Origin of the sequence: Vibrio qingdaonensis, assembly GCF_026191675.1 — a bacterium.
Classification (GTDB): Bacteria; Pseudomonadota; Gammaproteobacteria; order Enterobacterales; family Vibrionaceae; genus Vibrio; species Vibrio qingdaonensis.
On record NZ_JAKRRY010000006.1, the window covers coordinates 35,568 to 57,249 of the forward strand.

The 21,682-nt window shown below is 44.7% G+C and carries 20 protein-coding genes; 12 read left to right on the plus strand and 8 right to left on the minus strand.

Going from position 1 to position 21,682, the window contains the following annotated elements; genetic code table 11:
- Positions 1 to 43: 43 nt before the first annotated feature.
- The 4 genes from MD535_RS06620 to MD535_RS06635 are packed head-to-tail and all read left to right on the plus strand — an operon-like array spanning position 44 to position 3,436.
- The gene (locus MD535_RS06620) at positions 44 to 844 is read left to right on the plus strand and encodes a PTS mannose/fructose/sorbose/N-acetylgalactosamine transporter subunit IIC (RefSeq protein ID WP_265674093.1); all 801 of its coding nucleotides are present in this window, start codon (positions 44 to 46) and stop codon (positions 842 to 844) included.
- On the plus strand, positions 844 to 1,692 hold the full coding sequence (locus MD535_RS06625; RefSeq protein WP_265674094.1) for a PTS system mannose/fructose/sorbose family transporter subunit IID: 849 nt from the start codon (positions 844 to 846) through the stop codon (positions 1,690 to 1,692). Before MD535_RS06620 ends, MD535_RS06625 begins: the two co-directional genes overlap by 1 nt.
- Positions 1,693 to 1,743: 51 nt before the next feature.
- Entirely contained in the window at positions 1,744 to 2,871 is a 1,128-nt protein-coding gene (locus MD535_RS06630) for an AGE family epimerase/isomerase (RefSeq protein ID WP_265674095.1), read from the plus strand.
- A gap of 1 nt (position 2,872) precedes the next feature.
- The gene (locus tag MD535_RS06635) at positions 2,873 to 3,436 is read left to right on the plus strand and encodes a glucose-6-phosphate isomerase family protein (protein WP_265674096.1); all 564 of its coding nucleotides are present in this window, start codon (positions 2,873 to 2,875) and stop codon (positions 3,434 to 3,436) included.
- Positions 3,437 to 3,624: 188 nt separating this feature from the next.
- Here MD535_RS06635 and MD535_RS06640 read toward each other — a convergent pair whose 3' ends face one another.
- A complete protein-coding gene (locus tag MD535_RS06640) occupies positions 3,625 to 4,413 on the minus strand; it encodes an AraC family transcriptional regulator (RefSeq protein ID WP_265674097.1) in 789 nt (262 codons plus the stop codon).
- 99 nt (positions 4,414 to 4,512) lie between these two features.
- Here MD535_RS06640 and MD535_RS06645 point away from each other — a divergent pair, with 99 nt between their 5' ends.
- From MD535_RS06645 to MD535_RS06665, 5 genes are all read left to right on the plus strand, one after another.
- Positions 4,513 to 5,421, plus strand: a complete 909-nt coding sequence (locus MD535_RS06645; RefSeq protein ID WP_265674098.1) for a DMT family transporter — start codon at positions 4,513 to 4,515, stop codon at positions 5,419 to 5,421.
- A gap of 257 nt (positions 5,422 to 5,678) precedes the next feature.
- Positions 5,679 to 6,164 (plus strand): acyl-CoA thioesterase, encoded by a 486-nt coding sequence (locus MD535_RS06650; RefSeq protein ID WP_265674099.1) that lies wholly within the window; start codon positions 5,679 to 5,681, stop codon positions 6,162 to 6,164.
- Positions 6,165 to 6,442: 278 nt separating this feature from the next.
- The gene (locus MD535_RS06655; protein WP_265674100.1) at positions 6,443 to 8,221 is read left to right on the plus strand and encodes an alpha-amylase family protein; all 1,779 of its coding nucleotides are present in this window, start codon (positions 6,443 to 6,445) and stop codon (positions 8,219 to 8,221) included.
- 208 nt (positions 8,222 to 8,429) lie between these two features.
- Positions 8,430 to 9,605, plus strand: coding sequence for a maltose/maltodextrin ABC transporter substrate-binding protein MalE (gene malE / locus MD535_RS06660; protein ID WP_265674101.1), 1,176 nt, complete (start codon positions 8,430 to 8,432; stop codon positions 9,603 to 9,605).
- A gap of 432 nt (positions 9,606 to 10,037) precedes the next feature.
- Positions 10,038 to 10,196: a hypothetical protein gene (locus MD535_RS06665; RefSeq protein WP_265674102.1), complete on the plus strand. Its 159-nt coding sequence runs from the start codon at positions 10,038 to 10,040 to the stop codon at positions 10,194 to 10,196.
- 132 nt (positions 10,197 to 10,328) lie between these two features.
- Here MD535_RS06665 and MD535_RS06670 read toward each other — a convergent pair whose 3' ends face one another.
- Positions 10,329 to 11,981 carry a glycoside hydrolase family 13 protein gene (locus tag MD535_RS06670; RefSeq protein WP_265674103.1) on the minus strand — a complete coding sequence of 551 codons (1,653 nt, stop codon included), beginning with the start codon at positions 11,979 to 11,981 and terminating at the stop codon, positions 10,329 to 10,331.
- A gap of 132 nt (positions 11,982 to 12,113) precedes the next feature.
- On the opposite strand from MD535_RS06670, the gene MD535_RS06675 reads away from it, so the two are divergent.
- Positions 12,114 to 13,028 carry a LysR family transcriptional regulator gene (locus MD535_RS06675; RefSeq protein ID WP_265674104.1) on the plus strand — a complete coding sequence of 305 codons (915 nt, stop codon included), beginning with the start codon at positions 12,114 to 12,116 and terminating at the stop codon, positions 13,026 to 13,028.
- A gap of 100 nt (positions 13,029 to 13,128) precedes the next feature.
- The gene (locus tag MD535_RS06680; protein WP_265674105.1) at positions 13,129 to 13,380 is read left to right on the plus strand and encodes a hypothetical protein; all 252 of its coding nucleotides are present in this window, start codon (positions 13,129 to 13,131) and stop codon (positions 13,378 to 13,380) included.
- Here the strand turns inward: MD535_RS06680 and MD535_RS06685 are convergent.
- From MD535_RS06685 to malE (MD535_RS06700), 4 genes are all read right to left on the minus strand, one after another.
- Positions 13,358 to 14,284, minus strand: a complete 927-nt coding sequence (locus tag MD535_RS06685; RefSeq protein ID WP_265674106.1) for a cation transporter — start codon at positions 14,282 to 14,284, stop codon at positions 13,358 to 13,360. The genes MD535_RS06680 and MD535_RS06685 overlap by 23 nt on opposite strands.
- Positions 14,285 to 14,807: 523 nt before the next feature.
- Positions 14,808 to 15,698 carry a maltose ABC transporter permease MalG gene (gene malG / locus MD535_RS06690; RefSeq protein ID WP_265674107.1) on the minus strand — a complete coding sequence of 297 codons (891 nt, stop codon included), beginning with the start codon at positions 15,696 to 15,698 and terminating at the stop codon, positions 14,808 to 14,810.
- A gap of 11 nt (positions 15,699 to 15,709) precedes the next feature.
- On the minus strand, positions 15,710 to 17,281 hold the full coding sequence (malF, locus tag MD535_RS06695; protein WP_265674108.1) for a maltose ABC transporter permease MalF: 1,572 nt from the start codon (positions 17,279 to 17,281) through the stop codon (positions 15,710 to 15,712).
- Between the two features lie 100 nt (positions 17,282 to 17,381).
- Positions 17,382 to 18,563, minus strand: coding sequence for a maltose/maltodextrin ABC transporter substrate-binding protein MalE (gene malE / locus MD535_RS06700; protein ID WP_265674109.1), 1,182 nt, complete (start codon positions 18,561 to 18,563; stop codon positions 17,382 to 17,384).
- Positions 18,564 to 19,291: 728 nt separating this feature from the next.
- Between malE (MD535_RS06700) and malK the strand changes: the two genes are divergently transcribed.
- Positions 19,292 to 20,401, plus strand: a complete 1,110-nt coding sequence (gene malK, locus MD535_RS06705; protein ID WP_265674110.1) for a maltose/maltodextrin ABC transporter ATP-binding protein MalK — start codon at positions 19,292 to 19,294, stop codon at positions 20,399 to 20,401.
- A 54-nt stretch (positions 20,402 to 20,455) separates the two neighbouring features.
- On the opposite strand, the gene MD535_RS06710 is transcribed toward malK, so the two are convergent.
- Both MD535_RS06710 and MD535_RS06715 read right to left on the minus strand, forming a co-directional pair.
- Positions 20,456 to 20,782 carry a hypothetical protein gene (locus MD535_RS06710; RefSeq protein WP_265674111.1) on the minus strand — a complete coding sequence of 109 codons (327 nt, stop codon included), beginning with the start codon at positions 20,780 to 20,782 and terminating at the stop codon, positions 20,456 to 20,458.
- A 7-nt stretch (positions 20,783 to 20,789) separates the two neighbouring features.
- Positions 20,790 to 21,650 (minus strand): hypothetical protein, encoded by an 861-nt coding sequence (locus tag MD535_RS06715; protein ID WP_265674112.1) that lies wholly within the window; start codon positions 21,648 to 21,650, stop codon positions 20,790 to 20,792.
- Positions 21,651 to 21,682 lie beyond the last annotated feature (32 nt).

The following is a 21,682-nucleotide window of genomic DNA, read 5'->3' on the forward strand; positions in this document are numbered from 1 at the left end:
TCAAAAGTAGGGGAAACCAATACGTGAGCTAAAGGATTACATTATGTTTATAGAAGCAGTATTTATCGGGATACTCTGCTATCTCGGTGCCCTGTCCACCCCCTGGTTACTAGGGTTAACCGGTGGTTGGTACACCATTACTCGACCACTCGTATCTGGTATGTTAGTCGGTATCATTTTAGGTGATATTCAAACTGGCATCATGGTAGGTGTGGCCGTACAAGCAGTCTATATCGCTATGGTTACGCCTGGCGGTTCTATGCCAGCCGACCTTAACTTTGTGGCCTACCCTGCGGTAGCGTTAGGCATCATGTCTGGACAGGGTGTGGAAGTAGCCGTTGCGATTGCTGCCACTATCGGTATCGCTGGCACCATTATTTTTAACTTTATGATGGTCATTAACTCTTACTGGAACCACAAAGCAGATTTGTCTATTCAAGCCGGTGACGAGAAAGGCGTGTACATGAACTCCGCCATCTACCCTCAAGTCACCAACTTCTTGATGCGCTTTATTCCTACCTTCATTGCCGTTTACTTCGGTAATCAATACATCGAAGGGTTTATGGCCAGTCTTCCGGATATGGTGCTCGATACCATGACCGTTCTGGGTGGCATTTTACCTGCTGTCGGTATCGCTATCCTATTAAAGCAAATCATCAAAGAATCAACGATGCTCATCTACTTCTTAGTGGGTTTTGTTGGCATCGTATTCCTAAACCTCAACATGGTGGGTTTGGTCATGATTGGCGCACTGTTCGCTCTACTTCATTACAACTACAAACCAGAACCACAAACGGCTAACGCTGCACCAGTTCAACAGGCTGATGATGAGGATGAATTCTAATGACGGTACAACACAACAAAATGGCGACTGAGATCGAACCAAAAGTCGCACTCGACAAAAAAGATCTAACGAAATGCTGGCGCGCATGGATGATGTACAACCTGTCATCAATGAGTTTTGAACGCTTGGAATCATTTGGTTTTTGCCTAGGTATGATGCCAGCTCTAAAAAAACTCTACCCTAATGCCGAAGACCGCAAAGAAGCGATGAAACGCCATGCCTCTTTCTACAACACGGAGCCACAGTTAGGCGCCATCATCAATGGTATGGCTGTAGGTATGGAAGAGAAAAAAGCGAATGGCGAGCCAATTGACGGTGAAACCATCAACACACTGAAAGTTGGTTTAATGGGGCCAGTCGCGGGGATCGGGGATTCGATGATTCCGGGAATGTTAGTACCCATTCTACTCAGTATAGGTATGGCGCTTGCCGCTGGTGGTAGCGTGTTAGGCCCTATCTTCTACATTGTTGCCTTTAACGCTATTGCTATCATCGGCTCGTACCAGCTCTTTATGAAAGGCTACAAGATGGGCGCGGGCTCAGTCGAGATGCTGGTCAGCCACCGTTCAACGAAAATTCGTGAAGCACTGTCGTTATTGGGTGTATTTGTTATGGGGGGGGTCGCCGCCAGTTACGTCAACCTAGGCACAGGACTTGAGTTCGCGACCAAAGACGGCGTCGATATTAACGTACAAATGATGCTAGACGGCATTTTCCCTAAATTGCTACCACTGGTTGTGGTATTAGGCACCTGGTTCGCTATGGCTAAAAAAGGCCTAAGCCCAGTGAAAGCGATGCTCTCTCTCGTCGTCCTATCATTTGTCGGTGTCGCTATCGGCCTCTTCTAACCACTCAATATCCAGGGCACTCATTGAGTGCCCTACTTTTTGGAGCAAACCATGGACTCCCTTACCTTTCAAATCGCTCGCTGCCAACATTGGCTCACTCAACATGCCCTACCTCGATGGATCAAAACGCAATCGAATCAAACGGGTATTTTCGCCGAAGGCTTACTTTCTGACGGACGAGAGTTTAATCACGATCTCCTTAGATTTCGCGTTCAACCTAGACAAGTCTACGTTTTTGCCCACGCTACCGAACTAGGATTTATCGACGGTCGAGAGCAAGTCTGCACCGCTATTGAAACTGGTTTTCCGAACTTTGGCTCAGAAGCACTAGGTTACCGTTTCGCTATTACCACCAATGATGACGAGTGCAGTAGATCGATTAACTTGTACGAACAAGCTTTCGCACTCCTAGGGTTTGCTTGGCATTATAAATTAACGGCTAATGAAGATTCTTTAACGTCTATGGAGGCCACCTATCAGCATTTAGCAACACAACTCTGGGATGCAGAACACGGCGGGTTCTTTCTCACTAAAGGTCACACCTTAAGCAAAGGGCAAAACCCACATATGCACCTGTTCGAAGCACTGATGGTCAGCTACGAACACACCGACAATTCAATTTGGTTAGAGCGAGCAACGCAAATCTATCAGCTCTTGTGCACTCGATTCCTTCAAGGCGATCACCTAGCGGAATTCTTTCAAGCAGACTTTTCCCTTGACCCTAAAACGGGCACGCATATTGACCCCGGCCATCATTACGAATGGATATGGCTACTCAATCACTATGAAAAGCTCACTGGCGTTAACGTAAACAATGCGATTAACACCTTGTTTAACTTTACCCAGCAACACGGTCACAATACCAATGGCCTAGTTAGAGACGAAATATACGCAAGTGGTCAGCCTTTACGTTCCACGTCGCGCCTTTGGTGTCAAACCGAATACTTAAAAGCCTGCATCGTGCTATGGGAACGAGACCCTAGCGACGCGAATCGAGCGGCCATCAGTCAAGCCGTCGAACAGATCTTTATCCATTACTTAAATCCCGCCAAATCTGGCTTATGGGTCGACCAAGTGGATGAAATGGGGCACCCCATAAACGAAGACTCTCCGGCGAGCAGTTTTTATCATCTATTTTTAGCGTTCTCTGAATTACTCAGATTAGGCAACGAGGACTAACATGCATTTATCTATTCCCCCTACCGTCAATTACCTAACTGGTCATATTGATGCTGACAACGTCATCGCTAAAGAGACCACACTTGGCGCGCTTGAAGGTGTATTCGCTGACGAAGTGAAACGGGCTGAAAGCGCACAAGACAACATCATTTACCGAGTAGAAATGCTTCCTGCTCAACATGCAGAAGGTGAGCTGAACTTCGGGGTGTCACATATCGAACCGGGATTGATCGGCGAAGAATTCCACATGACCAGAGGGCATATTCACCAACGTAAAGAACAAGCAGAGTTTTATTTCGGATCGCAAGGTGAAGGCTTACTACTCATGCAAACAGAGCAAGGAGACGTATCCATTGAGAAAGTCTTTCCGGGCAGCGTGCATCATATTCCGGGGTTTGTCGCCCATCGATTGATCAATACGGGTAACACTCGATTATCTGCACTGGCGGTTTGGCCAGCTATCGCGGGTCATAATTACGACTTTCTCAAAGACGTAGGATTCAATGTCCGTGTATTAAAATCATCAACAGGTTATAAAATCGTGTCCAACGACGCCGTTGATTAGAACGTTTTAAGATTCTAACGAATAGCACTGTAAGACTGTTGCTCATTACCTAAGACGGCTAATTTATACGCTCCCACTAGAACTAGGTTGTCGACTTCAAACCAGGCGTCGGCAACCTAAATGTCTGAAAGACAAATCTTCGAAGGGCATTGATTCATCGCCTCCTGCGGTCAAGATCAAACGATCACTCACAATAGTTTACTCTTATACTGCTCGGGTGTTTGCCCGGCATACTTTTTAAACATACTAATGAATGGGCTTGCTTGGTTATATCCCAAGGTAAATGCGACTTCTTTTACCGATTGACCACTTCGTAACAAATCCATTGAGTACAAGTAGCGAACTCGTAATCGCCACTCCGTAAAGCTCATCCCTAATTCGCTTTGGCAATAGCGAGCGAGCGTTCGTTCGGTGGTGTGCACGCGCCCTGCCCAATCATTAAGAGAGATATCGTTCGTCGGATCTTCCTCAATGGCGCTTAAAATTGGCGCTAAGTACTTATGATGACTACTTGGCAAAAAGTGATGCTGCTCTTCTTGCTCACTCAGTTGATCCAGTAATACCTGAACTAAGCGCCGATCTTTTTCTGAATCACCAATATTCACTTCCCGATGGCGAAAGTCTTCAATGATCGCCGATACAATAGGCGTCACCTTAATCAAGCTAGTGTTTTGTGGGAAGGTGGCTGTGAGTTCATGGGCGATGTTCAAAGAGCAGTACTCCAATGGTCTGCGGTTATAACTGCAATGCATCACGCCGGCTGGTACCCAAATAGCCAAATGGGGTGGCGCGAGAAAACGTGTACCTTGCGCTTCCATTTCTAAAATCCCACCACTGATTAACTGAACTTGCCCCCAAGGATGACAATGCACTCGCGTTTCTGTGTTCGATAAAAACGCATCAAAATTCATGAATACGTCCGACGGCATCTTCTCGATCGACAGTGAAGGATGTAGATTTCTAGTATTTTTTTTCAAGTTGTCTTCCTATCGCGATTAATGTCCTAATAGAGATATTTATATTTATAACGACCTGTCACACTATACCTCAACACACATAATGCGACGAGGTTCACAGTGGTTTATTTACTTCCTTTTATTACCGTACTCATTTGGGGCGGGAATGCCATTATAAATAAACTGGCTGCAGAAACGATTGAACCAAGTGCAATGAGCTTTTACCGCTGGTTTCTTGCTGCCCTCATCATGACGCCATTTTGCTTGCCTAAGGTAAAACGTTACTGGCCTGAGATCCGCAAAAACAGCGGCAAGCTTGCCTTCTTAGCCCTACTAGGCATGGTGCTTAACCAATCGCTTGGTTATTACGCTGCATTGACAACAACGGCGTCAAATATGGCTCTCATTACCTCATTGGTCCCCCTCATTAGTGTGTTTATCTCTGTGCCGTTACTGCACAAACGAATCTCAATGCTAAGTGTTGTCGGGGGCGTTATTTCTCTCGCAGGCCTAGCCTTTATGCTTGGTCAAGGCGATCTGGCGTTCTTCATCAATCAGGGTATCACACAAGGCGATGGTTTGATGGCGATGGCTGCCGTCATTTACGCGACTTACTGCGTGCTGCTTAAACGATGGAAAATGAACCTATCCAGTTTGATATTGATATACACGCAAGCCGTTTTCGCGGTCATCCTACTGTTGCCTCTGTTACTCAGCAGTGAACATATTATGCCAACTCAGGCGTCGTTGCCTCTCATCGCTTATGCGGGGTTATTTGCCTCGTTAATTGCACCGCTATGCTGGGTGAAAGCCATTGACTTAATTGGTGCCGAAAACAGTGCTATGTTTATGAACTTACTACCGGTAATTGCTGTCGCCCTCGCCGCTTCTTTACTCGGTGAGACGATTACAGAGTTCCACCTAATTGGTGGCTTAATGGTAATTTCTGGTGTGATTTTATCGCAGATAAAACGTCGTAAAGCCGTTGCCACCATTGTGGATAGTGAGCTCACCATCGATAAGCAGTAATGTTCGCTCTAGCACCTAGCACCTAGCACCTAGCGTTTTGTCACTCACAAAAAAAACCAACATCTCGGTGTTGGTTTTTATGCCTCTACCTTTCTATCGCTAAAATCCCGCCACGGATTTAACTTTCACCCATTTACGAGTCCAACTCAAAAAAGAGGCAATGCGCACTCATTAAATATTCGAGTCATATCTCGATAGCTTGTTGTTAACATTTTTGTCATACTCAATTTTTGCCCAATGATAACAAGGATTTTATAATGAGTAGTGGCAAACGAGAGATTACTCTGCGCTTTCTTGCTGAGCCCGGAGACGTCAATTTTGGCGGAAAAGTACACGGTGGCGCCGTAATGAAATGGATTGATTTGGCTGCTTATGCCTGCTCGGCAGCGTGGAGTGGTAAATATTGTATTACCGCGTATGCTGGCGGAATTCGCTTTGTCGCGCCAATTCACGTGGGTAACCTTGTCGAAGTCACGGCGCGGGTTATCTATACTGGTACATCATCCATGCATATTGCTATCGATGTACAAGCCAGCGATCCAAAAGAGCTCAATAACCGTCTAACAACGCATTGTATCGTTATCATGGTTGCAGTAGACGAGTTGGGTAAACCGACCGCGGTTCGAGAGTGGATCCCAGAAACACAAGAAGACATTGAGCTAAGAGATTCCGCGATTAAACTGATGAACATGCGTAAACAAATTGGTGACGAAATGGAAGCGCACGTTAAATACTTAAAATAGCCTACCGCATTAGCGGCGTTTCGTCCTCTTTATGCAGCTTCAACTCTCCTCTAAATTGAAGCTGCAACACGACCTCTCGCACACAGTGAGATTGGGACCGTCTACGCCCTTACTTATCCGAGAAAGGATGATTTTCCCTACCGAATATTCAGCTACACTTTCCTTTAACTTATAGCTTTTAACTATATCAGCATTCATAACAGCAGTATTAACAATCCCTAGTTTAAGAAGCACCAATAACGTCGTATTTAGACAACGGTTAAAGAGAACTATACCCTATGCATCACCATAATAAGATCCACCTTTACCAAATATTCACGCGATTATTTGGTAACAAGAACACCACAAATCAACCGTGGGGCCGCATTGAAGAGAACGGAGTCGGTAAATTCAGCGATATCACTGACGTTGCCCTTGCCTCCATCCGAGATCTCGGGATGACTCATGTCTGGTATACCGGTATCCCCCACCATGCTGTCATCAATGATTATAGTAACTACGGGATTAGTCCCGATCATCCATCAGTGGTGAAAGGTCGTGCAGGCTCGCCTTATGCCGTAAAAGATTACTATTCCGTAAACCCCGACCTCGCCGATGATCCCGCGCAACGAAACCAAGAGTTCCAAGCGCTAATCCACCGCACACATCAAGCAGGGCTCAAAGTCATCATTGATATCGTCCCTAATCATGTTGCTCGACACTATCAAGGGATGAACAATCCGCAAGGTGTTAGTGACTTTGGCTGCGACGATAATGATAGCCTTGAATATCAACGTGACAATAACTTCTACTATCTACCGAACCAAGCCTTCGAACTGCCTGATCTCCCTGAGATTATGCGCCCGCTAGGCGGTGAAGACCATCCTACTTTATCTAGACCATTTACCGAGTACCCGGCCAAGTGGACAGGCAATGGATCGCGCCTCGCTAAACCCAATGCCGATGACTGGTACGAAACGGTCAAAATCAATTACGGCGTGCGACCGGACGGAACCAAAGACTTTGCTACACTGCCCGACTCCTACCGAAATCAAAGCGCTAACGACCACCTTGCTTTCTGGAGCGATAAAATCATTCCAGACTCATGGGTAAAGTTTCGCGATATCGCACTATATTGGCTAAATCAAGGGGTCGATGGCTTTCGCTATGATATGGCAGAAATGGTGCCGATCGAGTTTTGGAGCTATATGAACTCATCGATCAAAGCCAAAAATCCCGATGCTTTTTTGATTGCCGAGGTTTACCAACCACACCTGTATCGTGACTATATTCAACTAGGTAAGATGGATGCCCTTTATGACAAAGTTGATCTCTACGATACACTCAAGAACATCATGCAAGGGAAAGAACACACAAAAGAAATTACGAGGACTCAGATCGCGCTGAAAGATATTCAACCACACATGCTGCACTTTCTTGATAATCACGATGAGCAACGCATTGCCTCCCCTGAATTTGTTGGCGACGCGCATATCGCCATCCCTGCGATGACCCTGTCCGCGACAATAAGCAGTGCGCCAACCATGCTGTACTTCGGTCAAGAAGTAGGAGAAGCTGGCGCTGAGCAGGCTGGTTTTGGTCAGCCTTCCCGTACTTCCATCTTTGATTATATCGGCGTGCCGGCCCATCAACGCTGGATGAATGATGGCGCATTTGATGGTGGTGCATCAACAGAGCGCGAACAACAACTTCGCACTTATTATCAGCGTCTTATGCAGGTAGTACTACAACATAAAGCGTTTCAAGGAAGCACGACCTCGTTGGAAATTGAACGCGACGCACGACATGGAGGACTGGCAGGTCAACTCTATGGTTACTTACGTCAATATCACTCTGAAACCGTTATTTGCCTAATGAATTTCAGTCATGACAATGAAACCACGCAATACATCCAGTTGAGCAAGCTGGCTTTTAGTAAGCTGGCGCTAAAAGCGGGTCACTACCCGTTGAATGATTTACTTAATGACACACCTAACGTTGAACTCGTTGTGTCCGAGCAAGGCGCCACCATCAATCTCACGCTGAAACCACTCTCTTCCTACCTCCTGAAAATATAACGAATATAGGGCAACCTCAAAGCGATAGATTAGCTTGGTTCTATCGCTTCCTAATTCTCTGACCTAGACACGTCACTCCATCCCGAACTCGCATCACGCTCTCAAACATGAAATAGCTTTAATCTATAACATAATCGTTTTTCTCTATTTTCATCCTGTCGTATTCTTCTCTACAATCCGTTTAACCGTCAACACTAGGGTAAAAATAATGAGAACACCAAAGACATCCTTAACCGCATTATCACTGGCAACGCTACTGGCCTCTCCAGCTTACGCTATTTCTGAAGGAGAGCTGCTCATTTGGATTGGAAGCGATAAAGGCTACAATGGACTCGCTGAAGTAGGACGACAATTTGAAGAGGATACAGGCGTTAAAGTCAGCGTGCAGTTTCCTGAGTCCTTGGAATCGCGATTTCAACAAGTTGCCGCCACCGGCGACGGACCTGATATTATTTTCTGGGCGCACGATCGTTTTGGCGGCTATGCCGAAGCTGGGCTACTGAAAGAAATTAAACCAAGCCAAGAGTTTAAAGATAAATTAGTGTCCTTCAGTTGGGACGCTGTTGCCTACGAAGGCAAACTCATTGGTTACCCGATGGCTATTGAATCTGTATCACTCATTTATAACAAAGACTTACTGCCAGAGCCGCCGACCTCTTGGGAGCAACTTCCAAAAATCCACGCCGATATGCAAAAGTTGGGTAAGCAAACCATTATGTGGGATGTCAAAAATGCTTACTTCACTTGGCCTTTGGTTTCCGCTGGCAGTTATTCATTCAAGAAAACACCAACGGGTCATGATGCTTCCAATCTCGGCATCAATAATAAACAAGCCCAACACAATTTAGCCTTTTTATTGGACATGAAAAAGCAAGGGATTGTTGACCCTGGAATGGACTACGCCAATGCTGAAACAGCGTTCGCCAAAGGCGATGTTGCCATGACAATTAATGGTCCTTGGTCTTGGGGTAACTTAGACAAAACAGGAATTAATTATGGTGTTGCGCCTTTCCCAACATTGGATAAACAGCAATCCAACCCATTTGTTGGTATTTTGAGTGCAGGGATTAGCTCAGCAAGCCCAAATGAAGATCTTGCGGTTGAGTTTATTGAAAACTACCTTTTTACTGACGAAGCGCTGCAAACCGTTAATCGTGATAAACCACTGGGTGCAGTCACGTTGAAATCGTACCAAAATGAACTTGAGGCCGATGCTCGGATTAAATCCACTATGATCAACGCCGAGAATGGAGAGATCATGCCAGCCATTCCGCAAATGATGACGTACTGGATTTCTGAAGGTGCAGCCATTGAAAATGCACTCAACGAGAAACAAACCGTTCAGGAAGCGCTAGCGTCTGCAGAGAAGCAAATACTCCGCTAATCCCTACTTCATTTCAGCGTAATAAAGAGCCGGCTGTCAGCATTACAGCCGGCGTTAAAAACACAAAAGCAAACCAAAGAAAACTAGACAAAGCAGTAGGTTACATCGCATCACACCAAGAAAGCCCCCCAGTTCAATGCGTTTTAATAATGATATTCCGACCAATATGACAAAAAGATGTCACTTATCAACTGTCCTCGTCATAATGCGATGTTGAAGCACTAGGAGGTTGTATTTATACGCAACTGATCACATCGTCTTACTTGCTTACATTCTCTTGTTTGATCTTTGAGTCGATCTTACCTATAAATTTAGTCGTTGTTCAAACATTGCCCATTTGGTGAAAATGGAATGTGTTAACCAGTATCCGGAATAAACGAGCAATACGCCCTACATGGATGGATTAATTGAATGGAATATGAGAGGTCAAAGATGGATCGTACTTGCCCAATGTGTAGCACACCAATGATCACGCGAGATGCGGAGGCTATCTGCCCAAGACATCAAATCGGTGATTGCTCATACGCCCCTAACCTTCATGACTTCGAGTCGGAAGCCGAAGTCGAGACCGATAAAGATTCTCCATATTAGTGTGCAAATTTATAACCTGAGTTCAACAAGCGCTACCCCAAAGCATAACTGGCGCAACACGATAAAAAGGAGTCATGACTAGCATGACTCCTTTATCGTTTGTGGCTAAGAGTATTTAATCAATATTGTGGGTTATTCTAATGTGATAGCGAAACAGTCGTAAGCGTTTAATGTCATCGTGCTCTTCGTGTCCATCGCGCTTAAAGAAGCCACGTGGTTGTGACTCAGTAACGCTCCGAGCGATAACCCTTTGAGTGGTAACTCCGAAGACAGGTCTAACGTCACTAATTCGGCAGAAAAATTCGCTACCACCAGCACTTTCTGGTCATTATTCTGACGTAAATAAGCAAATACACGCTTATTGTCGGCAAACAAAGGAATGAAATCGCCATACACGAACACCTCGTGCTCGCGACGCATCTTAATCAACGCTTGGTAATGTTGGAAAATCGATGTTTCACTGCGTTGATCAGACTCGACATTAATATCACGATAGTTCGAGTTAACCTCAATCCATGGCGTCCCCGCTGTAAACCCTGCCTGCGGTTCAGCGCTCCACTGCATTGGTGTTCGCGCATTATCACGGCTATTCTCGCCCAACGCCGTCATCATATCTTGATGAGAGACTCCGGCATCAGTTTTCACTTTATAGAAGTTCAAAGACTCAATATCTTTATATTGCTCAAGGCGATCAAACTTAACATTCGTCATGCCAATCTCTTCGCCCTGATACACATAAGGCGTCCCTTTAAGGCAATGAAGAACTGTGGCAAGCATTTGTGCCGATTTCACTCGATACTCGCCATCATGACCGTATTTCGAGACGGCTCGTGGCAAATCATGGTTGTTCCAAAAAAGAGAGTTCCACCCCGTATCCCCCAGCTCTAATTGCCACTTAGTGAGCACTTGCTTAAATGCAGGAAGGTCGAGAGGTAACGGAGACCATTTATCGCCTTGATCCCAAGTCAAAGTGATATGTTCAAATTGGAACACCATCGATAATTCTTCACGGTCTTGGTCACTATAAAGCTTGGCTATTTCCGGTGTGGCATCCCAAGTTTCTCCCACGGTGAGCAAATCATGACTGCCAAATGTCGCTTGATTCATTTCGCGTAACAGCGGGTGCAAGCGAGGGCCATTACCTGTGATTCCTTCATCAATTTCCTTACCAATCAAATCAATGACATCTAGGCGAAATCCGCCAATCCCTTTCTCAATCCACCAGTTCATCATGGTATGAACTTCTTGATGAACTTGCGGGTTTTCCCAGTTTAGATCAGGCTGTTTTTTAGAGAACATGTGCAAGTAATACTGCTGTGTTTCCTCATGCCATTGCCAAGCACTGCCACCAAAAATCGACCCCATGTCACTAGGTGCGCTACCATCCTCTCTTGCATCTCGCCACACGTAGTAATCACGATAAGGAGAATCTTTGGACTGACAGGCTTGTTTAAACCACTCGTGTTCATCCGATGTATGATTAACAACAAGATCCATGACGATTCTAATGCCAAGCGATTTTGCCTCGCTCAAAAGCGCTTCCATATCTTCCATGCCGCCAAACTCTGGCGCGATCGCTTGATAATCTGAAATGTCGTAACCATTGTCGTCCATAGGAGACTGATAAACAGGTGAAAGCCAAATAACATCAATACCTAACTCTGCCAAATAGTCCAACTTTGAGCGGATACCATTCAAGTCGCCAATTCCATCTCCATTGGAATCACAAAAGCTTCTTGGATAAATTTGATACACCACCGAGTTATGCCACCACTTTTGTTCCATCACTAGCCCTTAATCATTGTCTAAATTTTCCTTTACTGTAATCAGACAGCACTGGGAAAGAAAATAGAATCTACGTATAATCATATAGATTTTACATATATCACAACCAATTTCATCCTTATAGGTGACGCAATGGCGCTCAACAAATCCATTAAATACTTTTTAGCTGTAGCAAAGCATGGCAACATCAAGCGAGCTTCCGATGAACTCTATCTGAGCCAGCCCTCTCTCACCTCCGCAATAAAGAAATTAGAAGCAGAATTAGGGGCACCGCTTTTCAATCGGCTATCCAAAGGTGTTGAGCTAACCGCTTATGGCATTAAGTTTCGAGCCTATGCTCAAGAGCAACAAGAGCAGTACTTTGCGCTCAAGCATCAGTTCAATGATATGCAACAGCGCCAATTTGGCAAAATCAAAATAGGGACAGGTGAGGTATGGTGGGAAAATGTCGTCAAGCCTGCGGTTGTAGACTATCAACAACAAAATCCCGCCAGTTCTTTTCATTTAGAATTTGGTAATAACCTGACTTTGCTAAATCATCTTGTTCAAGGTGATATAGATTTATTTGTAGGTCATGAGGTACTGGAACTATCCGAGCATTGCCGCGTATCATTCGAACCCTTATTCCAAGATTATGAATCAATATATGTGGGCGCTCAGCACCCTCTCGTACAAACTGGTGTCGTACATACTGAATCAGGTATCGATAACACTTACCAGTACCCCCTACTTCGCGTGACGCCGAGTCATCCTCGACATCAATCAATACTGGCGCACGGCTTACCTCATGACAGTGCTCTAGAAGAACGCATTGTCTATGACGTTGATTCTGTTACCGCGAGTATTGATATGTTAAAAATAACCCCAGCAGTCATGCCGTATAGTCACCATGCTCATGAATGGCTGGCATCTCAAGGCTTGGTACAAATTAGTACCGATCGCAGTAAGGTGGGCAATATTGGTATTTATACGAAGATGGGCGAACCCAAAACCAGCATTGAGCGCTTTTGTTCCAGTTTAAAACAACACGCTCAAAGCCTGCGCTAAATTGTCAGAACTTGGTTAGGTCACCAATCTGTCATTTTTCTTTCATTAAAGTTTGATGTAATCGCCATAGTTTTAATGCGCTAATTCAATGGAGATTGTCTTGACCCTAAATGAAATTACCCTGACTGAAAGCACGCTCAGTGACTTAAAGGCCGTTGAATATCAATGGGTAAGAACAATGTATGTGGAAGGTTACCGTCGTGATGAGATCAATCACTACATTCAAACCTGTTTTGGTGGTGATGGGGTATTTGCTGATTTATTCCAAAAAGTCGCATTAGAGCAAGAAAGCCTATATGTCTTGCTCCAATACGTGGGGTGTGCGCCTTCTAGTCGAGAGCTGAATCTCTAGCCACCGTAGGCGATGATGGAGAGCGTTTAAGGATCACATCCACTTCCGTCGTCGCATAAGGCTTATCAATTTTTTGCTTCACATCTTCGACAAAGCGCTCATAGCTCTTAAATGTCATCGATTCTCTTTTCGGGTCAACATAAATACTCACCCACGTTTTTCGACCAAGCTTAGCGATAAAAATGTCGACCAGTTCAATTTCATACTCTTGCGCAAGACCACGTAAACCACGATAAATAGGCTTGGTATGCTCTATCGGTGGTGTGGCAAGGGTTAGCTCGCGCATGCCATTTTTAATGAGCTTAATTGGGTCACCAATAAAGGCCAAGCTAAACAGTACAACCAAGATTTGATCGATATAACGGTCAACAAACCCCAGCGCCGTGCCTTGCAGTAGCAACACCAGTATCAATGCTACCCCAATTGCCCCGGATATTACCCCATTAATGAACCAGGCGTTCTTTTCCGCTTTTAGTATGTCTGACCGAGACTGATTATATCCAACGTGGCAAACCCAATACATAAAGGCGCAAATCGCCACTGCTGGGAAAACATAAATGGCCATCAATGCGATTGCTGGTTCTCGTCCTCCAGCGAGTAATACTGGTATATTGCTGCCTACCGCGAAGGCGATCAAAATCAAAATCGTGATGCCTTTTATCACCACAATTAACGGTTCAAAAGCATAGTAGCCAATAGGATAGTGTCGGGAAGTGCCGGATTGAGCAAGTTGAGCAATACGCAACGAGGCAAAGGAAACGACCGCCGACAGCAAGTTGAAAGAAGCGTCTAAAAGAATGGCGCTCGACTCCGAGACTAATGCCATCACACCGCCCCATAACGCCAATATGCCCGCACCTACTGCCGAGCCAATCAACGCTTTGGATTCATCAATTTTAATCATCTGGTATTCCCTTTCACAGATAAACGTTGTTTATCCTTTATATTGTTAGATTATATAGGATTAACAAAGAATAAGTACTATCCAAACTTATAACACACGAATTTACAACTTCCTATGACAGCCCAAGCTGTTTGCTGCTTTTCTCTACAACAATTATTAATAATAACAATAGGTCACGACATCGTCAGTCGTTGCTACCGATAGACAACAACCGTGTTAAGAGGGAATGCGTGCAAGATAAAGACAATCAGACAATCGGGAAAACAGGCAAGTATATAGGTAGGCAGCGGATATCGCTATGTCGTTATATCGCTATGTCGTTATATCGCTATATCGTTATCTAGAAAAATGCCTGAGCAAGCTCAGGCATTGGTTACAAAAACTGTTAATCGTGATAGTAAGGAATCCTGGTAACAGCCAGCTACGCGTAACACCAGTGTGCCTGCTTAACTAGTCGGCGGCCAAACCAATGTGACGTTAAGCAAAGCGAAATGGGCAGTCTTACGACCACCCTTTATCGTTATTATCCTTTAACACCACCGGAAGTAAGTCCCCCTACTAACCAGCGCTGTGCAAGCAAGAATACGATTGTGATAGGTAATGCTGACAATACCGCTGCTGCTGCAAAATCGCCCCACAGATAGTTCTGAGGATACAAGTACTGCTGCATACCTACCGCTAATGTGTACGAGTTTACATCAGAAAGCAGTAACGACGCTACTGGTACTTCACCGACAACCCCGATAAATGACAAGATGAACACCACCGCGAGAATTGGCACAGACAATGGCAATAGTACCAGCTTGAACGCCTGCCAAGGTGTCGCACCATCCAGTGCTGCCGCTTCTTCAAGTGAGTTATCTATAGTCTCGAAGTAACCTTTAATCGTCCATACATGCAGAGCAATACCACCCAAGTAAGAGAAGATTAAACCACCATGCGTATTCAACCCAAGGAACGGAATATACTGACCTAACTTGTCAAATAGTGCATAAAGCGCCACCAGTGCTAACACGGCAGGGAACATTTGGAAGATCATCATCGCTTTCAAGATGGTGTTCTTACCCGAAAAACGCATACGAGCAAATGCGTAAGCCGATGTTGTCGACAGAGCAACAATCAAAATAGAGGTGATACCCGCTACTTTGATTGAGTTCCAAAGCCACAACAGCACAGGGAATGGCGGCGGTGTTACCGAACCATCGGCATTTTCAACCGCAATACCCAACGCCAGTTTCCAGTGCTCAAGCGACGGGTTATCTGGAATCAAACTACCTGATGCAAAGTTACCTTCACGGAACGAAATTGCTATGACCATCAACAAAGGGAAGATAATCATGGACAGGAATACCCAAAGCGCAATATGCGTTGCCCATACACGGTATTTTAAAGACTTACCTTGTACCATTGCCATTGTTCTATTCCTTAGTCTTGAGACAATTTAGTGAAACGTAGGTTGAGTAGCGCTAATCCGCCAACCAATAGGAAAATCAGTGTTGCAATCGCACTTGCCAGACCAAAGTCTTGACCACCTGAACCTTCAAACGCAATACGGTAGGTATAGCTCACCAATAGGTCGGTATAACCTGCTGGCTCAGAGGTGCCGATCATATTTGGACCACCTTGCGTTAACAATTGAATCATTACAAAGTTATTGAAGTTGAAAGCAAAGCTTGCAATCAATAGCGGCGTAAGCGGCTTGATCATCAACGGTACGGTAATACGAGTAAAGTTATGTAAGAAACCTGCGCCATCAATGGCTGACGCTTCATATAGATCGTCTGGAATCGCTTTAAGCAGACCCATACACAGGATCATCATGTAAGGGAAGCCTAGCCAGGTGTTCACTATCAGCACCATGGATTTCGCTAAAATTGGGTCTGAGAACCAATTCGGGCTAATACCGAATATAGACTCAAGCACCATGTTTATTTCACCAAAGCTTTGGTTAAACAAGCCCTTAAAGATCAGAATAGAGATAAAGGCAGGGACTGCGTAAGGCAAAATCAATAAGACTCGATAAATCGCACGGCCTTTTAGCGCTTCCCACTGCACAACACTGGCAAGGATAAGACCAATGATCAGTGTCAAGACCACCGTCAGTACCGAGAACACGACCGTCCAAATAAAGATACTAATAAATGGCTCTTTGATACCATCGTCTTTCCAGACTCGCTCAAAGTTGTGAGTACCGATATCAACCACAAAACCAGGCGATACCGTGCTACCCGTAAACTCGCCATTCGCATCAATAGGTTGATAGAAGCCGACTTCCATATTGGCTCTAAATATTTCACCCGTTTTGTTGTTAAGAAGATCCGTTGAACCTTCAATATGAGAATACAATGGCTGAACGGAAGCAAATTTGCGCAGACCACTCATGCGAATGTCTTCACCACTTGGCATATTCAGATCGAGCGTGTTAAGTATTGCACGGCTCTGAATAATCGCTTTGATTGCTTCTTTATCCCCTGTTTTTCCTTCGGATAGTTTTAGGTCATACTCTGCGGCCGGGTTAGCCATATCAAATTCAGGTGTGGCTAGTAGCTGCTCGCCATCTTTGACATAAATGATATGCCCATTCTTTGTCTTATGCAGGTCAAAAGAATAGCTATCACCACTTTGGAAGGTGCGCTGCGTTAATACGCTTTGCGTGCGTTCTAATGAAAGTTGGTTTTTAGCACTGTAGTTCGTAAAAGCGAGTCCGACGGTATACGCTAAAGGGAAAATAATGAACAAAATCATGCCCGCAATACCTGGGTAGATATAACGGTGTGCGTATGTTTTCTTACTGCCAAAGATGTAAAGTGCCAGAGCGGTGAGAATCACAGTAAGCAATGCAAAAGCAAGCTCTCCGCGCGAATACATAAGAATAGTAGCGTAGCCATTAAGGATACCGATCGAGCCCAGAGCTCCCCATTTAAGGAATACTTTCTTGCTGCTCGGCGTATCATTGGCTGGCGCTGACATGGCATCTGTACCTTGAACTGACTGCATAAAAGGACCTGCTAGCGATAAATCAAAAAATAGAAATGAAGGAGAGGTTGCCCCCTCCTTAAAAGGGTAGTACTAATTAACCATATAACCGTGAATTCAGTTACTTAGTCATTTGTTTTTCAGCGTCTACAACCGCTTCATTGACAGTCTGACGACCATCGACAACATTAACGATCGCGTTTTTAGCCGATGCCCAGAATGCACTCATCTGTGGCACGTTTGGCATGATTTCGCCGTTCATTGCGTTATCCATTGTTGCTGCAATGCGCGCATCTGAGTCGAGTTCTTTTTGGAAAGAAGTCAGCGCAACTGCACCTAATGGTTTGTCGTTGTTCACTTCACGCAGGCCGTCGTTAGTAAGTAGGTAGTTTTCTAGGAACTCTACTGCTAGGTCGCGGTTAGGTGACGCCGTGCTGATACCAGCCGTCAATACGCCAACGAAAGGTTTTGATGCTTGACCGTTAAATTTAGGCAGCGTTGCTACGCCATAGTTAATACCTGATTTTTCAACGTTTGCCCAAGACCAAGGACCATTGATGGTCATTGCTGTCTGACCTTGGTTAAATGCTGACTCTGATACTGAATAATCCATATCTGCTGAAATCACGCCTTTTTCAACCAATGATTTAACGAAAGTCAGTGCATCTTTCACGCCGTCTTGTGCAATACCAGCGTCTTTAACGTCATAGCCAGTACCCGTGTACTTAAAGGCATAGCCGCCATCGGCAGCCATTAATGGCCATGTGAAATACGGTTCTTTTAGGTTCCACATGATCGCTGACTTGCCTTCTTTAGCCAGCTTAGTATTTAGCGCTTCCACTTCTTCCCAAGTTTTTGGAGGGTTAGGCACTAAATCTTTGTTGTAAATAAGCGATAGTGATTCAACTGCAATTGGGTAACCAATCGTTTTGCCATCATATTGAACCGCATCCCAAGCGAAATCTACGATGCCAGCTTTGGTTTCTTTAGATGGTTTAACTTCTGCTAGAAGACCAGCATCCGCGTATTCACCAAAACGGTCGTGAGCCCAAAAAATGATGTCTGGACCATCACCAGTCGCGGCAACTTGTGGGAAACGACTCTCTAGACCATCTGGATGAGCGACAGTCACTTTAATACCTGTATCTTCTTCGAACTTCTTACCTACTTCAGCAAGTCCGTTATAGCCTTTATCACCATTAATCCAAATAGTGAGTTGTCCTTCTTCGATAGCAGCATTTGCACCAAAAGAACCAAGAGCAACCAGTGTGCCTAGTGCTACAGTACTAAGGGCTTTTTTCATGTGTATATCCTTTTTATAGTTTTGATAGCAGGGTTATCCAGAGGGTCGTCCAGAGGATTTCCTTAATTTCGACGAGTATCATCCGAAAAATACAGCAAGGTCTCATCATCCTAATCACTACGCCCTATCAAGTTGCAATGGTTTCCGTGATCTCTATCGGCTCCGACTATAGATCAACATCACAAAACATTCTCCTTTTGCGACTCATTTCACTATTGCGACGACGATTTTTTTGAACTAGATCTCATCAAGAGAATCTCCTCCCCAGCCCCCTACTCCCCTACTACTCCCCCTATAATTATTTCTTACGGGAGGATGTCTAGATTACGAGATTCAAGGAAACTGCAGTCATCCAAGAGTGGATGGTAAGAACCCTTTCCAGCAGCCTCATATAGGTTAAAGCCATATAGGTTAGAGCGCTGGTTTTACATCGCTGGCATCGTTAAGTAGACCCAGGTTGAAATGCAATAAGTAATTTAGTTTACGGGGGAGGCATTCAGTCTGAGTCGGGGGATACTGACGACTTATTAGCGTTGAGGGTGGCGTTATCGTACGACGCCACCCCTTTTTCTTTCCATCAGGGACTTTGAGCAATAAAACGAAGCATTGCATTATTCTGTGGCAACACAAAATTTCCCACACTCACTGACCAATTTCCTATTATTAGCGGTTCAATTATCTCTATAATGACCGGCAAAAAGAAATAAAACGAATCGAGGACGAGCTACATGGCGAGTGTCACGTTAAAAAATGTTAGTAAAGCGTACGGCGACGTACTGATCTCCAAAAACATCGACCTAAAAATCAACGAAGGTGAATTTGTTGTTTTTGTTGGACCGTCTGGCTGTGGTAAATCAACGCTACTACGTTGCATTGCAGGCTTGGAAGACATCACGTCCGGTGATTTGTATATTGGTGACGAGCGCATGAATGACGTTGAACCGTCCAAGCGTGGCGTTGGTATGGTGTTCCAATCTTATGCGCTTTATCCTCACTTAAATCTTTATGACAACATGTCTTTCGGTCTTAAATTGGCCAAAGCTGACAAAGCTGAGATTGATCGTCGTGTCGAGCACGCAGCTGAAATCCTTCAACTTGGTCACCTTTTAGAGCGCCAGCCTAAGGCACTGTCTGGTGGGCAACGTCAACGTGTCGCCATCGGCCGAACTTTGGTGTCTCAACCGAACCTATTCTTACTCGACGAACCGCTATCCAACCTAGATGCGGCACTTCGAGTCAATATGCGTGCGCAAATCACTAAGCTACAACGCCAACTTGGTTGCACCATGATTTATGTGACACACGATCAAGTAGAAGCGATGACCATGGCGGATAAGATTGTGGTGTTGGACGCCGGTTGGGTATCTCAAGTTGGTAAGCCTTTAGAATTGTATCACTACCCTGAAAACCGTTTTGTCGCTGGCTTCATTGGCTCGCCAAAAATGAATTTCATGAGCGTATTCATTGACGATGTTGAACCAGAGCGAGTAAAAGTTCAGCTATCTGACGGTGATTCCTTCTGGATTCCCGTTGATGGTACAACGGTTAACCGTGGTGATCGCATGTCACTTGGGATTCGCCCTGAGCATCTTCTTCTCGCGGATGAAGCTGACGCCAAAGTTGAAGGGGAAGTGATGATCGTTGAAAAACTTGGCAACGAAACTCAAGTCTATCTTAATCTTGAAAGCGCAGACGCGGACGTCATCTTCCGTCAACCTGATACGCTATCTGTTGAAACAGGCGATAGATTCGCTATCGGTATTCCTGCGCATCGCTGTCACCTCTTCCATAGTGATGGTCGTGCGTGTCGCCGTTTGTATAAAGAAGCGGGTTTATAAGTCGCTCCTAAGACAACCTATCTAACACCTTTGCTTGTTAAAAATCCCTCAGTCCTAATCAGATTGGGGGATTCTTTCTATATGACAGTTTTTTTCAACAAACCATATCTGCCCAGTTTTATCTATAACTTGGAGTGGAAAGCTTGTTCTATCGAAAGTAAAAGTAGCAACACCTGTCGATTGCTCAACGAATAGCTCCGACTGAGTCGCGGTTTTTATACTCACAGCCATTTCTTTATTAGCCGTCAAAAAAGTAATTTCTATTGATGTATTTTCTTCTACACAATTAAAAAACAATTGATTATTACTCGAAGCAAACATACTTAGAAGTCCCAAAAAGACGGCAATTAATGCCGTCTTGAATTTTAGTTTAGTCTTCATACCTTAATTAGTTTTGAAGTACTGTCACTGTTGAGTTCATAGAACCTGATTGGACGACGTTCGAGACATCCCCCCAACTCTGAGTTACACTAATAGTGTTGTTGGTAGCATTGTCTAAATCAACATTTGACCAGTTATTGTTACCACGCTGATTCACTCTAATCGTATTCTCATTACTCGCGTACAAGTCGATCATAGATTCATTGTTATATCGCGTTGTATTTTTACCTTGGTCTACAAACACTCTATTTTCAGACGAGCCAGCGCTCAACAGAACGTCTGAATCATGGTCAGCCCCTTTCTGAGTGACTCTCACCAAGTTTGAAGACGAACCGTCAGCATAACTAATTTCAGAGTCGTTCTGAATGCCTTCTTGTGCAACAAATGTGCGGTTCAACTTGCTCTTACCTGTCGATTTAACTCGTGACCAGTGATCAACTCCATTCTGCATCACATCAACTTTAGAGTTGTCTTCATCGTTTGCCATGTATACGACAGAATCGTTAGTGTGACCTTGCTGATTAATGTCTACATCAGCACCGCCTGTTGTACCCGCTATCTTCACCAGCGAGTCATTGTAACTTCTATCGCCGGACTGAGTAATCTTTACATTATTGTTATTACCAGGACTCTGGAGGCGAATATCCACCGCAGAACGGTTACCATCAAATACCCCCAATTGACCTTGGGTTACTTTGACAACGGTACCTTGGTCATTAGCTTGCTTAACAACACTTTTATTGTCTTTGTCAGCGGCGGACAAAAGACCATAGCCATTAAAGTTAATCTCTTTTCCTGTTGGTGGGCCTGCTGAAAACGCAGCTGTAGATACTAGTGCTAAGCCTACCGATAGTGCTAATAATTTCATATCAATATCCTTGTTCCTTTTATGTTTCCATG

Bases quoted from the DNA above. Each gene is read 5' to 3' on its own strand.
- MD535_RS06620 (WP_265674093.1), top strand. From the start codon at position 44: ATGTTTATAGAAGCAGTATTTATCGGGATACTCTGCTATCTCGGTGCC.
- MD535_RS06625 (WP_265674094.1), top strand. From the start codon at position 844: ATGACGGTACAACACAACAAAATGGCGACTGAGATCGAACCAAAAGTC.
- MD535_RS06630 (WP_265674095.1), top strand. From the start codon at position 1,744: ATGGACTCCCTTACCTTTCAAATCGCTCGCTGCCAACATTGGCTCACT.
- MD535_RS06635 (WP_265674096.1), top strand. From the start codon at position 2,873: ATGCATTTATCTATTCCCCCTACCGTCAATTACCTAACTGGTCATATT.
- MD535_RS06650 (WP_265674099.1), top strand. From the start codon at position 5,679: ATGAGTAGTGGCAAACGAGAGATTACTCTGCGCTTTCTTGCTGAGCCC.
- MD535_RS06655 (WP_265674100.1), top strand. From the start codon at position 6,443: ATGCATCACCATAATAAGATCCACCTTTACCAAATATTCACGCGATTA.
- malE (WP_265674101.1), top strand. From the start codon at position 8,430: ATGAGAACACCAAAGACATCCTTAACCGCATTATCACTGGCAACGCTA.
- MD535_RS06665 (WP_265674102.1), top strand. From the start codon at position 10,038: ATGGATCGTACTTGCCCAATGTGTAGCACACCAATGATCACGCGAGAT.
- MD535_RS06670 (WP_265674103.1), bottom strand. From the start codon at position 11,981: ATGGAACAAAAGTGGTGGCATAACTCGGTGGTGTATCAAATTTATCCA.
- MD535_RS06675 (WP_265674104.1), top strand. From the start codon at position 12,114: ATGGCGCTCAACAAATCCATTAAATACTTTTTAGCTGTAGCAAAGCAT.
- MD535_RS06685 (WP_265674106.1), bottom strand. From the start codon at position 14,284: ATGATTAAAATTGATGAATCCAAAGCGTTGATTGGCTCGGCAGTAGGT.
- malG (WP_265674107.1), bottom strand. From the start codon at position 15,698: ATGGCAATGGTACAAGGTAAGTCTTTAAAATACCGTGTATGGGCAACG.
- malF (WP_265674108.1), bottom strand. From the start codon at position 17,281: ATGCAGTCAGTTCAAGGTACAGATGCCATGTCAGCGCCAGCCAATGAT.
- malE (WP_265674109.1), bottom strand. From the start codon at position 18,563: ATGAAAAAAGCCCTTAGTACTGTAGCACTAGGCACACTGGTTGCTCTT.
- malK (WP_265674110.1), top strand. From the start codon at position 19,292: ATGGCGAGTGTCACGTTAAAAAATGTTAGTAAAGCGTACGGCGACGTA.
- MD535_RS06710 (WP_265674111.1), bottom strand. From the start codon at position 20,782: ATGAAGACTAAACTAAAATTCAAGACGGCATTAATTGCCGTCTTTTTG.
- MD535_RS06715 (WP_265674112.1), bottom strand. From the start codon at position 21,650: ATGAAATTATTAGCACTATCGGTAGGCTTAGCACTAGTATCTACAGCT.